This is a genomic window from Solimonas marina, assembly GCF_012241385.1.
In the GTDB taxonomy this organism is placed as follows: Bacteria; Pseudomonadota; Gammaproteobacteria; order Nevskiales; family Nevskiaceae; genus Solimonas; species Solimonas marina.
In genome coordinates, this window is record NZ_JAAVXB010000016.1 from 57,309 (window position 1) to 73,660 (window position 16,352).

Sequence of the window (16,352 nt, forward strand, 5' to 3'; positions counted from 1 at the left end):
GTAATCGCCATTCATGAATCTGACTGAGGGCCAAATCCGATGAGGGTCAGGTCTTCTGTATCTCCGATCGGAGATAAGTGATTTCGGGATGTTTATAAGGAACCCTCCAATTCACTTGGCCCCTGCTCACGTGACTGTCAGAGCATCTCTGATATCGAGACTGTCGAACGATCCACGATTCACTTGTCCAAATCTGCTCTGCTCTGCTCTGCTCTGCTCTGCTCTGCTCTGCTCTGCTCTGCTCTGCTCTGCTGTGTGGGATGTGCCATGGGGAATATTCGGACGCCTCACGAGGAGTGGGGGCAGGCACTCAAGACAGTAGGAGAACCCCCTGAGGCAAAAGCGACTGGATTGCGGCATGCTTAGGCGCAGTTACTGTCGTGTATATGCGGCCGTATTGAGGGGTGAGGTGGCCTGACGTGATGAACCGCAAGGAATACACAGCTGTGCTCATTGAGCACTTCACCGGCTTCGTTCTTGACGGAGTTGTTGCTAAAGACACTGCGGTGCTTGCAAATTTAACGCACTGTCAGTGCGAAGTTGACCTTGAAAGCACTCCTCCTGTAATCAGGTTTTCGCTTTCAAATCTGTTCAATGCAGTTTGGCGCCACGGGCGCGCCGTCGGGCTTGACCTGCCCCGGGATTCCAATTGGGGTAAGGACTTCGCGCAATTTTGCCGTAGCTTGATGTATCCATGGCCAAATGAAAGCTTTGAGCGTCGCGGTTATCGCTTGTATGTCCTACATAGGAGCAGCAGCCACGTGAAATGCAGGTACGAGCTTTCAGTTACAGGATAATCATTCCAGCCGATATCGAATCACTGTGCATGTTTGACGCTGCCGAGTTCGAGCGTCGGGGCGGCGGCCGATGTGCGGTCGAGACACTGCCGATCATGGCCAGCCGGATACGGCCGGCGATCATGCTTGAAATGAGATTTACCGCATCGGCGCCCGCCTGAATTACAATAGCCGTCCACAGCGCGGGTGTAGTTCAATGGTAGAACTTCGGCTTCCCAAGCCGATAGCGTGGGTTCGATTCCCATCACCCGCTCCATCTTCCTGGTTCGGCGGCGCCCGGCGCGGCCGGCCGCGACCTTCCGGAAAGCCATGTCCGCTCCTGCTTCCGATGCCCTGCTGATCGCCGGCAAGGCGTACCACTCCCGTCTGCTGGTCGGTACCGGCAAGTACAAGGATCACGACGAGACGCGCCGCGCGATCGTCGCCAGCGGCTCGCAGATCGTCACCGTTGCGGTGCGCCGCGTGAACATTGGCCAGAACGCCGGCGAGCCGAATCTGCTCGACGTGCTGCCGCCCGAGCAGTTCACGATCCTGCCGAACACCGCCGGCTGCTACACCGCCGAGGACGCGGTACGTACCTGTCAGCTGGCGCGCGAGCTGCTCGATGGCCACAAGCTGGTCAAGCTCGAGGTGCTGGGCGATGCGCAGACGCTGTATCCGGACGTGCCGGCGACGCTGGCAGCCGCCGAGACGCTGGTCAAGGACGGCTTCGACGTCATGGTCTACACCAGCGACGATCCGATCATCTGCAAGCGCCTCGAGGAAATGGGCTGCGTGGCGGTGATGCCGCTGGCGGCGCCGATCGGTTCCGGGCTCGGCATCCAGAACAAGTACAACCTGCTGACGATCATCGAGAACGCCGAGGTGCCGATCATCGTCGACGCTGGCGTCGGCACCGCCAGCGACGCGGCGATCGCGATGGAGCTGGGCTGCGACGGCGTGCTGATGAACACGGCGATCGCCGAGGCCAAGAATCCGGTGCTGATGGCCGGCGCGATGAAGAAGGCGATCGAGGCCGGCCGCGAGGCGCGGCTGGCCGGGCGTATGCCGCGCCGCCGCTTCGCCAGCGCGTCGTCGCCGATCGAAGGTCTGCCGTTCTGAGCGGCACCTCGCCCGGTATTGCGCAATGACGCTTTATACGCCGCGTCCGTTCGAGGGGCGTGAGCGGGCGCTGGCACTGAAGCTGGTGGCCGATCAGCCATTCGCGACGTTGATCACCAACGTCGATGCGAGTGAGCCGCTGGTCACGCACCTGCCGTTGGAGTGGCGGGAAGACGCGCTGTGGGGGCATATGGCGCGCGCGAACCCGCACTGGCAGCGCTTTGCCGAGGGGCGCACGGTGGCGATATTTCATGGTCCGCACGCCTACGTGTCGCCGCGCTGGTATGCCGAGCCGGAACGACATGTGCCGACCTGGAACTACGCGGTCGTGCACATGGCTGTCCGTCCGGAGCTGCTCGGCGAGGCCGCGGCGCGCGAGCTGCTGATGGCGACGGTGGTGCGTTACGACCCGGAATTCACCACAGCGCCCGAGCGGCTGGACGCGTTGCTGCCGTACATCGTCGCGTTCCGAATGCCGATCGAGCGGATCGACGCCAAGTTCAAGATGAGCCAGAACCGCACGCCGGCCGATCGTGCGGGCGTCATCGCCGCCCTCGCCGTTGGCGATGGGCAGGAGCGCGCGGTGGCCGACTGGATGCAGAAGCATGACCATGACTGAGACCGCTGAACAGCCGGATGTGCCGTTTCGCCGTGAGATTCGCTCGTTCGTGCGCCGTGAAGGACGCATGACCGATGCGCAGAAGCGCGCCCTCGATGATCTGTGGCCGCAGTACGGCGTCGAGATGCCGGCCGCGCCGCTCGACCTGACTGCGCTGTTCGGCCGCGATGCGCCGCGCGTATTCGAGATCGGCTTCGGCATGGGCGATTACCTGCATAGCCGCGTCGTCGCCGAGCCGCAGCGCGACTTCTTCGGCGTCGAGGTCCATCGTCCCGGTGTCGGCCGTCTGCTGCATCGGGTTGCGAGCGCCGGTGCGCGCAATCTGCGCGTCGCCTGCGACGACGCCGTTGTCCTGCTGCGTGACGGTATCCCGGACGCTGCGCTCGACGAGATCGTCATTCAGTTTCCAGACCCCTGGCACAAGGCACGGCACAACAAGCGACGCCTGATCCAGCCGGCGTTCGCGGCGCTGGCGGTGCGCAAGCTCAAGCCGGACGGCTTGTTGTCGCTGGCGACCGACTGGGCACCGTATGCCGAGCACATGCTCGACGTGCTCAACGCCGAACCGGGTCTGCGCAACCTCAGCGAAACCGGCACTTATGTGCCGCGTCCGGCGACACGGCTGAAGACCAAATTCGAGGCGCGTGGCGAGCGGCTCGGGCACGAGGTCTTCGACCTCGCGTTCGCGCGCCGCTGAGCCAGTGACGGCGCGGACATTCCCGCGCCATCGAGAAACGGCTACTCTGGATCGTCATGTCCGCAAAACATCCGATCATCGGCATTACCGGCGCCAGCGGGGCGGGAACCAGCACCGCCGTGCGAGCGCTGATGCACCTGTTCGACGAGCTTGGCCTGCGCGGCGCGCTGGTCGAGGGCGATGCGTTCCATGCCTACGATCGGGCGCAATTGCGGCAGACGCTGGAGCGGGCGCGCATCCGTAGCGAGAGTTTCTCGCTGTTCTCGCCAGGCGCGAACCTGCTCGAGCGCTTGGAAGGTCTGCTGCGCGAATACGGCGAACGTGGTACCGGCATGACGCGCCACTACCTGCACAGCGACGAGGAAGCGCAGGAAGCGGGCCTGGCGGCGGGGACGTTCACGCCATGGCGACGGCTGCCGGCGGACACTGATCTGCTGTTCTATGAAGGGCTGCATGGCGGCTTCGTCGGCGACGAGGTCAACATCGCCGCGCACATGGATTTGCTGATCGGCGTGACGCCGGTCATCAACCTCGAGTGGATACAGAAGCTCAAGCGCGACACCGATGAGCGCGGCTACCACCCCGAGGAAGTCACGCACACCATCCTGCGCCGCATGCCGGACTACGTGAACTACATCGTGCCGCAGTTCTCGCGTACCGACATCAATTTCCAGCGCGTGCCGCTGGTCGATACCAGCAATCCGTTCGCGCTGCGCGAGATTCCGCTGGCCGAGGAAAGCCTGGTCGTCATCCATTTCAACGATGGCTCGCGCGTGCAGGCCGATTTCGGCATGCTGCTGCGCGAGGTGCCGGGGGCGATGCAGTCGCATGCGCAGACGCTGGTGGTGCCCGGCACCCAGGTCGAACACGCGATGGCGCTGATTTTCAAACCGGCGATCACCGCGCTGATGGATCGTCGTCGCGCGGCCTGAACGGCCCCTGGCGTTTGGCAAGAATAAGGAGTTCGCATGCAGTACCGCCCGCTCGGCCAGACCGGCCTGCAGGTCAGCGCCATCTGTCTCGGCACCATGACCTGGGGGGAACAGAACAGCGAAGCCGATGCGCACGGACAGCTCGATCTGGCGCTCGCCGAAGGCATCAATTTCGTCGACACCGCGGAGATGTATCCGGTCGCGCCGCGTGCCGAGACCTACGGCCGCACCGAGGAATACATCGGCAGCTGGCTGGCGAAGACCGGCCGCCGCCAGGACATCGTGCTGGCCAGCAAGGTCATTGGTCCCGGTGCGTTCCCCTACATACGCGGCGGCCCGCGTCTCGATCGCGCGTCGGTGATCGCCGCTTGCGAGGCCAGCCTGCAGCGTCTGCGCACCGACGTCATCGATCTGTATCAGGTGCATTGGCCGCAGCGTCCGGCAAACTACTTCGGGCGCCTGAGCTATGACCGCGACGGCGGTGACGGCGGCGTGCCGATCGCCGAGACGCTGGGTGCGCTCGCCGAGCTGCAGCAGCAGGGCAAGATTCGCCACATCGGCGTGTCGAACGAAACGCCCTGGGGCGTCGGCGAATATCTGCGCCTGCATCGCGACGAAGGGCTGCCGCGCATTGCCAGCATCCAGAATCCATACAGCCTGCTGAACCGCAGCTTCGAGGTCGGCCTGGCCGAGGTGTCGCTGCGCGAGCAGGTCGGTCTGCTGGCGTATTCGCCGTTGGCGATGGGCGTGCTCAGCGGCAAGTATCTCGACGGCGCCAAGCCGGAAGGTTCGCGCATGGCGCTGTTCACCCGGTTCACGCGTTACAACGGCCCGCAGGCGGAACAGGCGGCGCGTGCCTATGTCGAGCTGGCGCGCGAGCACGGCCTCGATCCGGCGCAGATGGCGCTGGCTTTCGTCACCGAGCAGCCGTTCACGACCTCGACGATCATCGGTGCGACGACGCTGGCGCAGCTGCGGCAGGACATCGCCAGCGCGGCGCTGCAGCTGCCGACGTCGGTGCTGCGCAGCCTCGAAAAGCTGCATCGCGAACACACCATTCCCTGCCCGTAGCGCCGGCGGTCTGGCCGGCGGCGCGAAAGCGCCGCCATTCAAGCGCTTGCGCAATCTTCCTGGCGTCGGCGCTTGATGCAGCTGCGTGAGCGGCGTAGAAATGGAACCGGTGTCGTGCCTGCGGCGCCCGGGAGGTGAATCATGGCGCAGTGGCTCAGTGAACTGGCCGTCGGTCGCTGGTTTGTAACGGACGGCGAGCCGTTCGAAATCGTCGGCATCGACGCCGACAGCGAAGTCGTTCTCGTGCAGCACTACGACGGCACGCTCGAGGATTTCGAATTCGATACCTGGGTGGCGCTTGCCGCACGGCCCTGCGCCGCGCCCGAAGATGTGTCCGGCGCCTTCGATTATGACCATGACGACGATCCGCAGGACGAGCGTTCGTCGTCTAGCGCCGGACGCTGGCGCGATCCGCTCGATTTTCTCGATCTGCGCGACCGGACCTGAGCCCCGTGTATCGGTCGCGACAAGCCGGCTGCCGCGGCGCAATCAGCAGGAGTCGCCGATGTCGGCGACGGGTTTCAGCCCGCTGAATCGCGCGGTGCCGCAAGCCCACGACGAGGAGTTGCGAAATGTTGCGAACATGGCGTACCCCACAGTTGCCCGCGGTCTTCAAGTACACACTCGATGACGGCCTGCCGATCCTGGTCCGACCGATCCGCGTCGATGACGCGCCACGCATCCAGCAGGGCTTTCAACGGCTGTCACAGCTCGCGCGGCGGCGGCGCTTCCCGAACGGCGATCCGGATCAGCTCTCGGAAGTGCAGCTCGCCAAGCTCGTACACATCGATCAGATCAATCACGCCGCTTGGGGCGCGGCGAATATCGAGAAGCCGGACGAGCCGGGCATCGGCCTCGCGCGCTATGTGCGTCTCAACGGCGAGCCGCAAGCTGCCGACGTGGCCATCACCATCCTCGACGAGTATCAGGGCCGCGGCGCCGGTTTCGTTCTGCAGGCCTGTTTGCATTTGACGGCGTGGCGCAACGGTATCCGCACGTTCTACTACGACGTCGCCAGTGACAACGATCGTGTGATTCGCCACCTGAAGCTGCTCGGCGCCACGCATGCCGGCCGCGCCGACAACATCGACCGGCTCGAGCTGCCGGTCTATCACCGTGCGCGCGACGTGCCGGACCGCAACGAGATCGGCCGCCGCTTCGCCGATGTGTTCGTGCGCCTGCAGCACAGCGAGGCGCTCGCGGCCTGATCGTGCGCTCGGCAAGCCCGTAGGAAAATCTCATTGCGCGTGCGGCCTGGCGCCGGATGTCAAGCCGGCGCGCTGCGCACTTCGTTACCGTTTTCCTGACATGAGATCAGCGGCATTGTGCCCGCCGCATGGGCGTCTGCCGCCGGGAATCGGGGGATTGCCGTGCGTGAACGGGTGCTGTCGGGTGTGCTGTTGCTGCTGATTCTGCAGGGTTGCGGGTCGTCGAGTCCGGATTCCGCATCCGATGGCCGTGGCGGCGGCAGCGGGGGCGCATCATCGACGCCGACGCTACCGGCTGCGGCGGCCTGTGTAATGGACAGTCCGCGTCTGGCGATCGGGGCCAGCAGTACCATGAGCGTTGACGGCACTCCGTACACGCTGACGCATCAGCCGGACGCGCCAGGGCCGCTGGAAACTCCGCGCGAAGACGTTGGCACGGCGATGGGCGCCTGTGCCGGCAACCAGGGCTTTTTGTTCGGCAGCGGGCTCTACGACATCACCGGTCCGGTCGGCGGCAGCCCGACCGGCCACGCCGATCTGTACGGCATGATCCTGCCGCCGCAGATCACGATGGGCATCCACACGCGCCTGTATTCGCGCGCGTTCGCGATCGCGTCGTCGTGCAATGGCAAGCGCGTGGTGTTCGTCTCCGACGACATCCAGCAGATGCCGGCGCTGGTTCGCCAGGAAGTGCTCAAGCGCATCGCCGCCGATCCGGTACTGTCCGCCTACTACGGCCCCGACAACGTCATGCTGTCCGGCACGCACACGCACGAGGCCGGCGGTGGTTTCGAGGAAGCGTCGAATCCGGACATCCCGGACGTCGTCACGCAGACCGCGACCTGGCTCGAGACGCTGCTGATCAGCAGCTCGGGTTTCGACAAGGACAATTTCGACACCATCGTGTCCGGCACTGTCGCGGCAATCCGCCGTGCGCACGCCAATCTCGAAGCGCATCCGCAGGCGGCGACGATCAAGCTGTCGGTCGGCGAGCTGCTCAACGCCAACGTCAATCGCGCGCAGCCGGCCTACGCGCAGGACTCGCCGAGCGAGCGGGCGCAGTACGTCGACGACAATGGCCACGAGGTGAACGTCGACAAGCGCTTCGTGCAGCTCAACTTCGTGCGCGACGACGGCAGCGTCGTCGGCGTGCTGAACTGGTTCGCCGTGCACCCGACGGCGATGGGCAACCATACGCGGTTGATCTCGTCCGACAGCAAGGGCTGGGCCGGCATCGAGTTCGAACGGATGATGGGGACGAGTTACGCACCGGACGGTGCCGACGGTCCGGAGGGCGCCGACAACTTCGTCGCCGCGTTCGCGCAGAACGACGAGGGCGATTCGATTCCGGACCTGTTCGTGTTCGATGCCGATGTCGACGGCGGCAACGGACCCGGTCAGGGCGTGCCGTACGACAAGCGCTTCGGCACCGACGATCCGTACTTCGACGATCAGGACGGCTACCGTCTCGGCATGCGCCAGGCGACGGCCGATTCCGGCATCAAACAGCTCGCGCAGTCGCTGAAACAGTTCGCCGAAGGCACGGCGCTGCGCGGGCCGGTCGACTACCGTTTCTTCTACACGGACTTCACTGACAAGGCGATCACCGATCCGGTGATCCTCGCCGGCCTCAAATACGATGACCTGCCGGCGAGTCTGTACGATGGTGACAAGACGACGTGCACGCAGGCGCTCGGCACGGCGATCACCAACGGCGGGCCGAACGGTCTCGATCCCGGTGCCGCCGGCTTCGTCTGTGCCAACGACATGCCGAACGACATGAGCCAGCGGATCCGCTTCGGCTACAACGGACTGTACAACGGCTCCGGCGTGCTTCAGCTCGGTCACGATTCGGAGCTGAGCGTGCCGATCCCGAACGTGGCGCTGATCGGCGCGCTGTCGACGACGCTGTGCCTGACGCAGTCGCAGCTGCCGCAGTACGGCTGCCAGGCGGAGAAGCCGGTGCTGCTCGAATACGGCGGCGACCCGCTGCCGATCCAGCTGTTCCGCATCGGCAATCTGGCGATTCTCGGCATTCCGTGGGAGGCGACGACGATGGCCGGGCGGCGGCTGCGCAAGACCGTGCTCGACGCGCTGGCGCCGGCCGGTGTCGATACGGTCGTCATCGCCGGGCTGTCGAACGCCTACGCGAACTACATGACGACGCGCGAGGAGTACACCGCGCAGATGTTCGAGGGCGGCTTCACCGTTGCCGGGCCGTGGCAGCTCGCCGCCGCGCAGCAGGCCTCGCGCAAGCTCGCCGTAGCGATGGCCGGTGGCGAACCGTCGCCGGACGAGGGCGTCGGCGCGCCGGATCTCGATGCCGATGGTGCCGGCGTGCCGACGACGATCGACAGTCCCGACGACTTCGGCAGCGTCGCCGTCGACGCCGATGCCGGCTACACGCAGGGCGACACCGTCGACGTCAGTTTCGTATCCGGCTATCCGGGCAACGATCTGAAGCTGGGGGCGTCGTATCTGTACGTCGAGCGCCGGAACGACGCCGGCGGCTGGGACGTCGTCGCCACCGACAAGGACCCGGAACTGTTGTTCATCTGGAATTCGAATCCGACGCTGATCGATACCTACATCGGCCTGTCGAACCGTTCGACCGTCGAGGCGAAGTGGGACATCCCGGCCGACGAACCGGCCGGCACGTACCGCATCCGCCACGACGGCGTCTATCGCCTGTCGGCCGATGCCGACCCGCAACCCTACGAGGCGGTGTCGAGTCCGTTCACGATCAGCGGGACGCCGGCGGCGTGTCCGTGAGCGCTTCGTGCAGCGGCCGGCGGATGAAGTAGATCGACAGCAGCAGCGCCGGCAGCGTCAGCGACGCCGTGTAGAGGAAGAACAGCGGGTAGCCGACGTGGTCGACGACGGCGCCCGAGAAGCCGGCGATGAGCTTGCCGAGCAGCGGGAACAGTGAGCCGAACAGCGCGTACTGCGTCGCCGTGTAGGCAATGTTGGTGAGGCTCGACAGATAGGCGACGAACGCGGTGCCGGCGATGCCGATGCCGACGTTGTCGACGCTGATCGCGATGCCCAGCTGCGCGATGCCCGGATCGTGCAGACGCGCTAGCCACGAGAAGAACAGATTGCCGCAGGCGATCACCAGCACACCGACGAACAGTGTGCGCGCGATGCCCTGCCAGGCGACCAGCGCGCCGGCCACAGCGACGCCGACCATGGTCATGATGATGCCGAACACCTTCGACATCGCCGCGATCTGTTCGAGCGTGTAGCCCATGTCCAGATAGAACGGATTGGCCATCACGCCCATCGCATATTCGTGCATGCGGTAGACGGCGATGAACAACAGGATCAACGCTGCGCGGCGAAAGCCATTGCGCGCGAAGAAGTCGACGACCGGGCCGGCCACGGCACCGACGAAATTGGCGATGAAATGCCGCGCCGGTTTCGGCCAGTGCGGGTGCGTGTCGAGGAAGGTCTGTACGCGCGCTTCCTGCGGCGGTCGCTCGGTCGCATGGTCGGGTTCGCGCGTGATCAGCACGGTGAGGATGCCGACACAGCCCAGCGCCGCCATGCACAGATATGAGGCCACCCAGCCGTGCTCGGCGGCGACGAACAGCGCACCGGCGCCGGCGGCGATCAGCGCGACGCGGTAGCCGAGCTGATAGGCGGCGGCCAGCGCGCCCTGCTTCTCGGTCGGCGCGGCCTCGATGCGGAACGCGTCGAGCGCGATGTCCTGCGTCGCCGATGAAAACGCCACCAGTACGGCGAGCAGTGCGGTGCGCGCCAGATCGGCGCCGGGATCGTTGAACGCCATCAGCGCCAGGCCGCTGGCGATCCCCAACTGTGCCAGTAGCATCCAGCTGCGGCGGCGGCCCAGCCAATGGGTCAGCAGCGGCAGCGGTACGCGATCGACGACCGGTGCCCAGAAGATCTTCAGCGAGTAGGTCATGCCGACCCAGCTGAAGTAGCCGATCGTCGTGCGTGACACGCCGGCCTGCGTCAGCCACGCCGACAGCGTCGAGAACACCAGCAGGAACGGCAGGCCGGCCGAGAAGCCGAGGAACAGCATCGTGCGGACGCGCGGATCGGCGTAGACGCGCAGCGCCGCGACCCAGCGCGGCGTCACAGCTGGTAATCCATCGTCAGTGGCGCATGGTCGGAGAAGCGCGTGTCCTTCCAGACGGCGGCGCGCTGGACCGCTTTGCCCAGGTTCGGCGTGATGATCTGGTAGTCGATGCGCCACCCGACGTTGTTTGCCCAGGCCTGGCCGCGGTTGCTCCACCAGGTGTAGGCCTCACCCTCGGTGTCGGGGTGCAGGTGGCGGTAGGCGTCGACCCAGCCCGGTGCTGCCGGTTCAACGCCCAGCAACTGGTCCATCCAGGCGCGCTCGTGCGGCAGAAAGCCGGAGTTCTTCTGATTGCTGCGCCAATTCTTCAGGTCGATGTTGCGGTGCGCGATGTTCCAGTCACCGACCACGATGTACTGGCGGTCCGACGCGAGCCAGTCGCGCATCACCGGCAGGAAGAATTCGAGGAAGCGGTCCTTGCTCGCCTGCCGCTCAGGGCCGGCCGAACCGGATGGTACGTACAGCGAAACCACCGACAGCTTGCCGTAGCGCAGTTCGATGTAGCGGCCCTCGTCGTCGAACTCGGCAGCGCCGAGCTTGTCGAGCACCGCATCCGGTTTCTGACGGGCGAAGATGCCGACGCCCGAATAGCCCTTCTTCTGCGCACAGCTGAAGTGGGCATGCCAGCCCTTCGGCGCAAAGGTTTCGTCGGCTTCGATATCGGTCAGCTGGGCTTTCAGCTCTTGCAGGCACAGGAAATCCGCTTTTTGTTGCGGCAACCAGTCGAACAGGCCCTTGCGGGCGGCGGAGCGGATGCCATTGGCGTTGAGCGAGATGACGCGCAAGGGAGGAAGTCCTGTGGTGAGCGCCGCGATGCGGCCGGTCAGGGTGGGCGAGGGCTTATCATAACGGCCCGAATTTGCCGCTGACGCCCGATTCCGCCATGTCCCTGTCCGCCTACCAGACCGAATTCCTCCAGCTCGCGCTCGCCAACGACGTGCTCAAGTTCGGCCAGTTCACGCTCAAGTCCGGGCGTCAGTCGCCGTACTTCTTCAACCTCGGCAAGATTTCGTCGGGCGCGTCGATGCTGACGTTGAGCCGCGCCTACGCGCAGGCACTGGCGGCGTCGGGCATCGAATACGACATGCTGTTCGGACCGGCCTACAAGGGCATTCCGCTGGTGACGGCGATCGCCTGCGCGCTCGCCGAAGGCGGCCGCGACGTGCCGTATGCGTACAACCGCAAGGAAGCCAAGGATCACGGCGAGGGCGGCACCCTGGTCGGCGCGCCGCCGAAGGGCCGTGTCGTCATCGTCGACGACGTGCTGACCGCCGGCACCGCGCTGCGTCAGGCCGTGCAACTGATCCGTGATGCGGGCGCCGAACCGGTGGCGGCGGTGATCGCGCTCGATCGTCAGGAAAAAGGCCCCTCCGGTCTGTCGGCGGTCCAGGAGATGGAGCGCGATGCGAATATTCGCGTCGTGCCGCTGGTGACGGTGCAGACGATGCTGGCCTATCTCTCCGGAGGGGCGGCGGATGATGCGACGCTGGCTGCGATTCGTGCCTATCAGGCGCAGTACGGGGTCAGCGCGTAAGCCGCGCAGGAGCAAGCTGATGGTGATGCGGTTTCCGGTCTACGCTGCGGCGGGTGCGGCCTTGTCGCTGCTGGCGATGGCGGCGCAGGCGGCGCCATCGTCGAGCGGCAAGCGCTTCACCTGCTGGACCGACAATCAAGGACACCGCGCTTGCGGCGATGCAGTGCCGCCGCAGTACGCGCAAAAGCAGCGCGAGGTCTACGACGACCAGGGCCGTGTGCGTGAGGTCAAGCCGCGCGAGAAGACCGCGGATGAAGTCGCCGCCGAGGAGAAGGCGGCGCACGATGCAGCTGCCAAGGCAGTGCGTGAGCAGAAACAGCGCGACTACGACCACTTCCTGCTCAGCACCTACGACAGCGCCGCCGACATCGAACGTGCCCGCGACGAGCGCGTGGCGATGATCGAGGGTCGGCGTGCGCTGACCGAGAAGACGGTCGCCGACAATCAGAAGGCCATCGAACAGCAGCAATCACGCATCGACGTCGTCAAACGCGGCGGCCACACGCCGGGCAAGGCGCTGACCGACAAACTCGCCGATCTGCAGGCGTCGCTGGTCGACAACCAGAAGGCGCTGCAGAACTTCGTCAGCGAGAAGCAGCAGGTCACCGACAAATACAACGCCGATCTGGCGCGCTACCGGGAGCTGCACGGCAGCGCGGCAGGCGCCGAGTAGCGCGGCGTCGCCGGCGTCAGCGGTTGGCGCGTCGCGCCGCGACCTTCGCCAAAGCGCCCCAGTCGAGATCGCCGTCGCCCTGCGCGACCGCATCGAGGAAGCCGTCGCGCAGCACGCTGGCGAAGGGCATCGGCACGTTACTCGCGTCACCGGCTTCTAACGCCAGACGCACATCCTTGAGGCCGAGGCGCAGCGCAAACCCGGCAGGCGCATAGCGCTGCTCGGCGATCAGCTTGCCGTAGCCCTGATAGACCGGCGCGGCGAACAAGGTGCTGGTCAGAATCTCGAGAAACTGCGCCGGCTCGACGCCATGAGCGTCGGCCAGCGTCGAGGCTTCGGCCATCGCCTCGATCGCCGCGGCAATCATGAAATTGCCGCCGATCTTCACTGCGTTGGCGCGTGTCGGTTCGTCGCCGACCCGCCAGGTTTTCTGGCCGATCACGTCGAGCAGCGGTTGCACGGTGTCGAGCGTCGCGGTCGCGCCGGCGGCGATGATGTTGAGCTTGCCGGCGGCGGCGACGTCGACGCGACCGAACACCGGCGCGGCGACATAGCCCTGTCCCAGCGACGCGTGCAGCGCCGCCAGTTCCGCGGCAAAGCGCACCGACACGGTGGCGAGGTTGATGTGGATCAGCCCGGCCTTGGCACTGCGCAGCGGTTCGCCGTCGAGCAGCACGCTGCGCAGCGCCAAATCGTCGGCGAGGATCGAGAACAACACGTCGTTCTGCAGGACGTCGATGACGCCGGCGGCGCGTTCGGCGCCGAGCGCGACCAGCTCGTCGACCGGACCGGGCGAGCGGTTCCAGACCTGGACGCGATGTCCGGCGCGCAGCAGGTTGGCGGCAATGCCGCGGCCCATGCCGCCGAGGCCGATGAATCCGATATTCATGGAGGTCTCCTGAGGAGCGGGGATGCCATGGACACGCGCCGTGCGATGCGGGGCGCGTCAAGGCGTCCGCATCGCCCGCCGCCGCGGCCTAGCCGTGAATCAGCGTGCCGATGCCGCGGTCGGTGAACAGTTCGAGCAGCACCGAGTGGTCGAGCCGGCCGTCGATGATGTGCGCGGACTTGACGCCGCTGTTGACGGCGTCGAGCGCGTAGCGAACCTTGGGCACCATGCCGCCGGAAATGGTGCCGTCGGCGATGAGTCCTTCGACCTGCGGCACATTGAGGCCGGTCAGCACCTGGTTCTGCTTGTCGAGCACGCCCGGCGCGTTGGTCAGGAAGATGATCTTCTCGGCCTGCAGCACGGCTGCCAGCTTGCCCGCCGCGACATCGGCGTTGATGTTGTAGGCCTCGCCGTTTTCGCCGACGCCGACCGGCGCGATGACCGGAATGAAGCCGCCGGCTTCGAGGTGGGTGATGACGCGCGGATCGATGCGCTCGACCTCGCCGACCTGGCCGAGATCGCCGTTGCTGATCAGCATGCGCCGCGCGCGGATCAGGCCGCCGTCCTTGCCGGTCAGGCCGACCGCGCGGCCGCCCTGCAGGTTCAGCGCCGCGACGACCGCCTTGTTGACGAGGCCGCCGAGCATCATCTCGACGACGTCCATGGTCTCGTCGTCGGTGACGCGCATGCCGTCGATGAATTCGCTCTTCTTGCCGAGCTTCTCCAGATGCGCGCCGATCTGCGGGCCGGCGCCGTGCACGACGACCGGGTTCATGCCGACCAGCTTCATCAGCACGATGTCGCGCGCGAACGACGCGATCATGGTGTCGTCCTTCATCGCGTTGCCGCCGTACTTGACGACGATGGTCTTGCCGGCGAAGCGACGGATGTACGGCAGCGCCTCGGTGAGGACGCGGGCCGTGGTCTGGGCGTTGGTGAGGTCGACGGTCATGGTTCGGGGGAGTCGGAAGTTCAGTGGCGGCCGGTGTGGCCGAAGCCGCCGGTGCCGCGCGCGCTGGCGGCGAAGTCGTCGACGATTTCGAATTCAGCCTGCACGACCGGCACGAACACCAGCTGCGCGATGCGCTCGCCGGGGTTGATCGTGAACGCGTCGCGGCCGCGGTTCCAGCACGACACCATCAACTCGCCCTGATAGTCCGAATCGATCAGGCCGACCAGATTGCCGAGCACGATGCCGTGCTTATGGCCGAGCCCCGAGCGCGGCAGGATCACCGCGGCGAGATTGGGGTCGCCGATATGGATCGCCAGGCCGGTCTTCAGCAGCGTGCTCGCGCCCGGTTCCAGCGTCAGCGGTTCGTCGAGCAGGCAGCGCAGGTCGAGGCCTGCGGCGCCGTCGGTGGCATAGGCCGGCAACGGCAGGTCGGTGCCGAGGCGCGGGTCGAGAATCTTCAGGCGGATGTTCTGTTTCATGCGATGACCGGCGGCCGGGTTGCCGGCCGCATCGAGGACGGAAATGGAATCAGGCGCGGGCGCCGTAGCGTTCGGCGATCAGCGCGCCGAGATCGCGCGCGATGGCGGCTTTCGACGCCTGTGGCAGCTCACGCTCGCCGCCGGCCCAGAACACGCTCAGCGCGTTGTCGTCGCGGTCGAAGGCGCGACCGCGGCCGACCCAGTTGGCCGCGATCATGTCGAGCTTCTTGCGTTCGAGTTTGCCGCGCGCGTGTTCGGCGAGCTTTTCGGTTTCGGCCGCGAAGCCGACCACGAACAGGTCGGGGTAGCGCTCGCGCACGGCGGCGATGACGTCCGGATTGCGGCTCAGCGCCAGCGACATCGCGGCGTCGTTCTTCTTGATCTTCTCGTCGGCCGGCGCGTCGACGCGGTAGTCGGCGACCGCGGCGGCACCGATGAAGATTTGCGCGTCGGCCGCCAGTTGCAGCGAGTGTTCGAGCAGATCTGCGGCGGTTTCGACGTCGACGCGGGCGACGCCGGCCGGCGTCGGCAGGTTGGTCGGGCCGCTGATCAGCGTCACCCGCGCGCCGAGGGCCTGCAGCGATGCGGCCAGCGCATAGCCCATCTTGCCGGACGAGCGATTGCTGATGTAACGCACCGGGTCGATAGGCTCGCGCGTCGGCCCGGCGGTCAAGACTGCGTGCAGGCCGCGCAGCGGGCCGTCGGCGAAGCGCTGTGCCACGGCTTCGCGAATCTGCAGCGGCTCCCACATGCGGCCATCGCCGACTTCGCCGCAGGCCTGCGAGCCGGCGCCGGGGCCGAGCAGCTGGATGCCGCGTGCCGCCAGCGTCGCGGCATTGGCCTGCGTCGCCGGGTGGGCCCACATCAGGCGGTTCATCGCCGGCGCGACGGCGATCGGTTTGTCGGTGGCCAGGCACAGCGTGCTCAGCAGATCGTCGGCCAGACCGTGCGCTAGTTTGGCCATTACGTCGGCCGACGCCGGCGCGATCAGGATCAGATCCGGCCAGCGCGCCAGTTCGATATGCCCCATTGCCGCCTCGGCCTTGGGGTCGAGCAGCGAGGTGTGGACCTCGCGGCCGGACAGCGCCTGGAAGGTCAGCGGCGTGACGAATTCCTGGGCGCCGGCGGTCATCACGACCTGGACTTCGGCGCCGGCCTCCTTGAGGCGACGCACCAGATCGGCGGCCTTGTACGCGGCGATGCCGCCGCTGACGCCGAGCAAAATGCGGCGATTTGTGAGATTGGGCACAGACGGCAGGGCTGCATTCATCGCAACATTCTAGTCCCGCGACACGGAA

General features: G+C 66.1%; 17 protein-coding genes and 1 tRNA gene. 12 read left to right on the plus strand and 6 right to left on the minus strand.

Features of this window, described 5'->3' with window-relative positions:
• The first annotated feature begins 422 nt into the window (after positions 1–422).
• The 10 genes from G7Y82_RS19720 (at position 423) to G7Y82_RS19765 (ending at position 9,197) form a co-directional block, all read left to right on the plus strand.
• Positions 423–797: a hypothetical protein gene (locus G7Y82_RS19720; protein WP_168149853.1), complete on the plus strand. Its 375-nt coding sequence runs from the start codon at positions 423–425 to the stop codon at positions 795–797.
• Positions 798–979: 182 nt separating this feature from the next.
• Positions 980–1,053, plus strand: a tRNA-Gly gene (locus G7Y82_RS19725).
• 53 nt (positions 1,054–1,106) lie between these two features.
• Positions 1,107–1,898, plus strand: coding sequence for a thiazole synthase (locus tag G7Y82_RS19730; protein WP_168149854.1), 792 nt, complete (start codon positions 1,107–1,109; stop codon positions 1,896–1,898).
• Between the two features lie 25 nt (positions 1,899–1,923).
• Entirely contained in the window at positions 1,924–2,517 is a 594-nt protein-coding gene (locus G7Y82_RS19735; RefSeq protein WP_168149855.1) for an FMN-binding negative transcriptional regulator, read from the plus strand.
• A complete protein-coding gene (gene trmB, locus G7Y82_RS19740) occupies positions 2,504–3,214 on the plus strand; it encodes a tRNA (guanosine(46)-N7)-methyltransferase TrmB (protein WP_206370917.1) in 711 nt (236 codons plus the stop codon). The genes G7Y82_RS19735 and trmB overlap by 14 nt, the downstream gene beginning before the upstream one ends.
• A 56-nt stretch (positions 3,215–3,270) precedes the next feature.
• Entirely contained in the window at positions 3,271–4,146 is an 876-nt protein-coding gene (locus G7Y82_RS19745) for a phosphoribulokinase (RefSeq protein WP_168149857.1), read from the plus strand.
• Between the two features lie 36 nt (positions 4,147–4,182).
• The gene (locus G7Y82_RS19750) at positions 4,183–5,217 is read left to right on the plus strand and encodes an NADP(H)-dependent aldo-keto reductase (protein WP_168149858.1); all 1,035 of its coding nucleotides are present in this window, start codon (positions 4,183–4,185) and stop codon (positions 5,215–5,217) included.
• Between the two features lie 141 nt (positions 5,218–5,358).
• Positions 5,359–5,664 carry a DUF6763 family protein gene (locus G7Y82_RS19755; RefSeq protein WP_168149859.1) on the plus strand — a complete coding sequence of 102 codons (306 nt, stop codon included), beginning with the start codon at positions 5,359–5,361 and terminating at the stop codon, positions 5,662–5,664.
• 125 nt (positions 5,665–5,789) lie between these two features.
• Entirely contained in the window at positions 5,790–6,425 is a 636-nt protein-coding gene (locus G7Y82_RS19760; RefSeq protein WP_168149860.1) for a GNAT family N-acetyltransferase, read from the plus strand.
• A gap of 162 nt (positions 6,426–6,587) precedes the next feature.
• On the plus strand, positions 6,588–9,197 hold the full coding sequence (locus tag G7Y82_RS19765; protein ID WP_168149861.1) for a neutral/alkaline non-lysosomal ceramidase N-terminal domain-containing protein: 2,610 nt from the start codon (positions 6,588–6,590) through the stop codon (positions 9,195–9,197).
• On the opposite strand, the gene G7Y82_RS19770 is transcribed toward G7Y82_RS19765, so the two are convergent.
• Positions 9,169–10,527, minus strand: coding sequence for an AmpG family muropeptide MFS transporter (locus G7Y82_RS19770; protein WP_206370918.1), 1,359 nt, complete (start codon positions 10,525–10,527; stop codon positions 9,169–9,171). The two genes, G7Y82_RS19765 and G7Y82_RS19770, sit on opposite strands and share 29 nt — an antisense overlap.
• Positions 10,524–11,312 (minus strand): exodeoxyribonuclease III, encoded by a 789-nt coding sequence (locus tag G7Y82_RS19775; RefSeq protein ID WP_168149862.1) that lies wholly within the window; start codon positions 11,310–11,312, stop codon positions 10,524–10,526. Before G7Y82_RS19775 ends, G7Y82_RS19770 begins: the two co-directional genes overlap by 4 nt.
• A 104-nt stretch (positions 11,313–11,416) precedes the next feature.
• Between G7Y82_RS19775 and pyrE the strand changes: the two genes are divergently transcribed.
• Both pyrE and G7Y82_RS19785 read left to right on the plus strand, forming a co-directional pair.
• Entirely contained in the window at positions 11,417–12,061 is a 645-nt protein-coding gene (gene pyrE / locus G7Y82_RS19780) for an orotate phosphoribosyltransferase (RefSeq protein ID WP_168149886.1), read from the plus strand.
• A 19-nt stretch (positions 12,062–12,080) separates the two neighbouring features.
• Positions 12,081–12,734 carry a hypothetical protein gene (locus tag G7Y82_RS19785; RefSeq protein WP_168149863.1) on the plus strand — a complete coding sequence of 218 codons (654 nt, stop codon included), beginning with the start codon at positions 12,081–12,083 and terminating at the stop codon, positions 12,732–12,734.
• A 16-nt stretch (positions 12,735–12,750) separates the two neighbouring features.
• Here the strand turns inward: G7Y82_RS19785 and G7Y82_RS19790 are convergent, their stop codons facing one another.
• The 4 genes from G7Y82_RS19790 to coaBC all read right to left on the minus strand — a co-directional run bounded on the left by G7Y82_RS19790 (position 12,751) and on the right by coaBC (position 16,324).
• Positions 12,751–13,623, minus strand: a complete 873-nt coding sequence (locus G7Y82_RS19790; RefSeq protein ID WP_168149864.1) for an NAD(P)-dependent oxidoreductase — start codon at positions 13,621–13,623, stop codon at positions 12,751–12,753.
• An 88-nt stretch (positions 13,624–13,711) separates the two neighbouring features.
• Entirely contained in the window at positions 13,712–14,575 is an 864-nt protein-coding gene (gene argB, locus G7Y82_RS19795) for an acetylglutamate kinase (RefSeq protein WP_168149865.1), read from the minus strand.
• A gap of 20 nt (positions 14,576–14,595) precedes the next feature.
• Complete coding sequence (gene dut, locus G7Y82_RS19800; RefSeq protein WP_168149866.1) at positions 14,596–15,054, minus strand: dUTP diphosphatase; 459 nt, start codon at positions 15,052–15,054, stop codon at positions 14,596–14,598.
• 49 nt (positions 15,055–15,103) lie between these two features.
• Positions 15,104–16,324, minus strand: a complete 1,221-nt coding sequence (coaBC, locus tag G7Y82_RS19805) for a bifunctional phosphopantothenoylcysteine decarboxylase/phosphopantothenate--cysteine ligase CoaBC (RefSeq protein WP_206370919.1) — start codon at positions 16,322–16,324, stop codon at positions 15,104–15,106.
• Positions 16,325–16,352 lie beyond the last annotated feature (28 nt).

Excerpts from the sequence above, each read along its gene's own strand:
- G7Y82_RS19720 (WP_168149853.1), top strand. The coding sequence starts at position 423 with ATGAACCGCAAGGAATACACAGCTGTGCTCATTGAGCACTTCACCGGC.
- G7Y82_RS19730 (WP_168149854.1), top strand. The coding sequence starts at position 1,107 with ATGTCCGCTCCTGCTTCCGATGCCCTGCTGATCGCCGGCAAGGCGTAC.
- G7Y82_RS19735 (WP_168149855.1), top strand. The coding sequence starts at position 1,924 with ATGACGCTTTATACGCCGCGTCCGTTCGAGGGGCGTGAGCGGGCGCTG.
- trmB (WP_206370917.1), top strand. The coding sequence starts at position 2,504 with ATGACCATGACTGAGACCGCTGAACAGCCGGATGTGCCGTTTCGCCGT.
- G7Y82_RS19745 (WP_168149857.1), top strand. The coding sequence starts at position 3,271 with ATGTCCGCAAAACATCCGATCATCGGCATTACCGGCGCCAGCGGGGCG.
- G7Y82_RS19750 (WP_168149858.1), top strand. The coding sequence starts at position 4,183 with ATGCAGTACCGCCCGCTCGGCCAGACCGGCCTGCAGGTCAGCGCCATC.
- G7Y82_RS19755 (WP_168149859.1), top strand. The coding sequence starts at position 5,359 with ATGGCGCAGTGGCTCAGTGAACTGGCCGTCGGTCGCTGGTTTGTAACG.
- G7Y82_RS19760 (WP_168149860.1), top strand. The coding sequence starts at position 5,790 with ATGTTGCGAACATGGCGTACCCCACAGTTGCCCGCGGTCTTCAAGTAC.
- G7Y82_RS19785 (WP_168149863.1), top strand. The coding sequence starts at position 12,081 with ATGGTGATGCGGTTTCCGGTCTACGCTGCGGCGGGTGCGGCCTTGTCG.
- G7Y82_RS19790 (WP_168149864.1), bottom strand. The coding sequence starts at position 13,623 with ATGAATATCGGATTCATCGGCCTCGGCGGCATGGGCCGCGGCATTGCC.
- argB (WP_168149865.1), bottom strand. The coding sequence starts at position 14,575 with ATGACCGTCGACCTCACCAACGCCCAGACCACGGCCCGCGTCCTCACC.
- dut (WP_168149866.1), bottom strand. The coding sequence starts at position 15,054 with ATGAAACAGAACATCCGCCTGAAGATTCTCGACCCGCGCCTCGGCACC.
- coaBC (WP_206370919.1), bottom strand. The coding sequence starts at position 16,324 with ATGAATGCAGCCCTGCCGTCTGTGCCCAATCTCACAAATCGCCGCATT.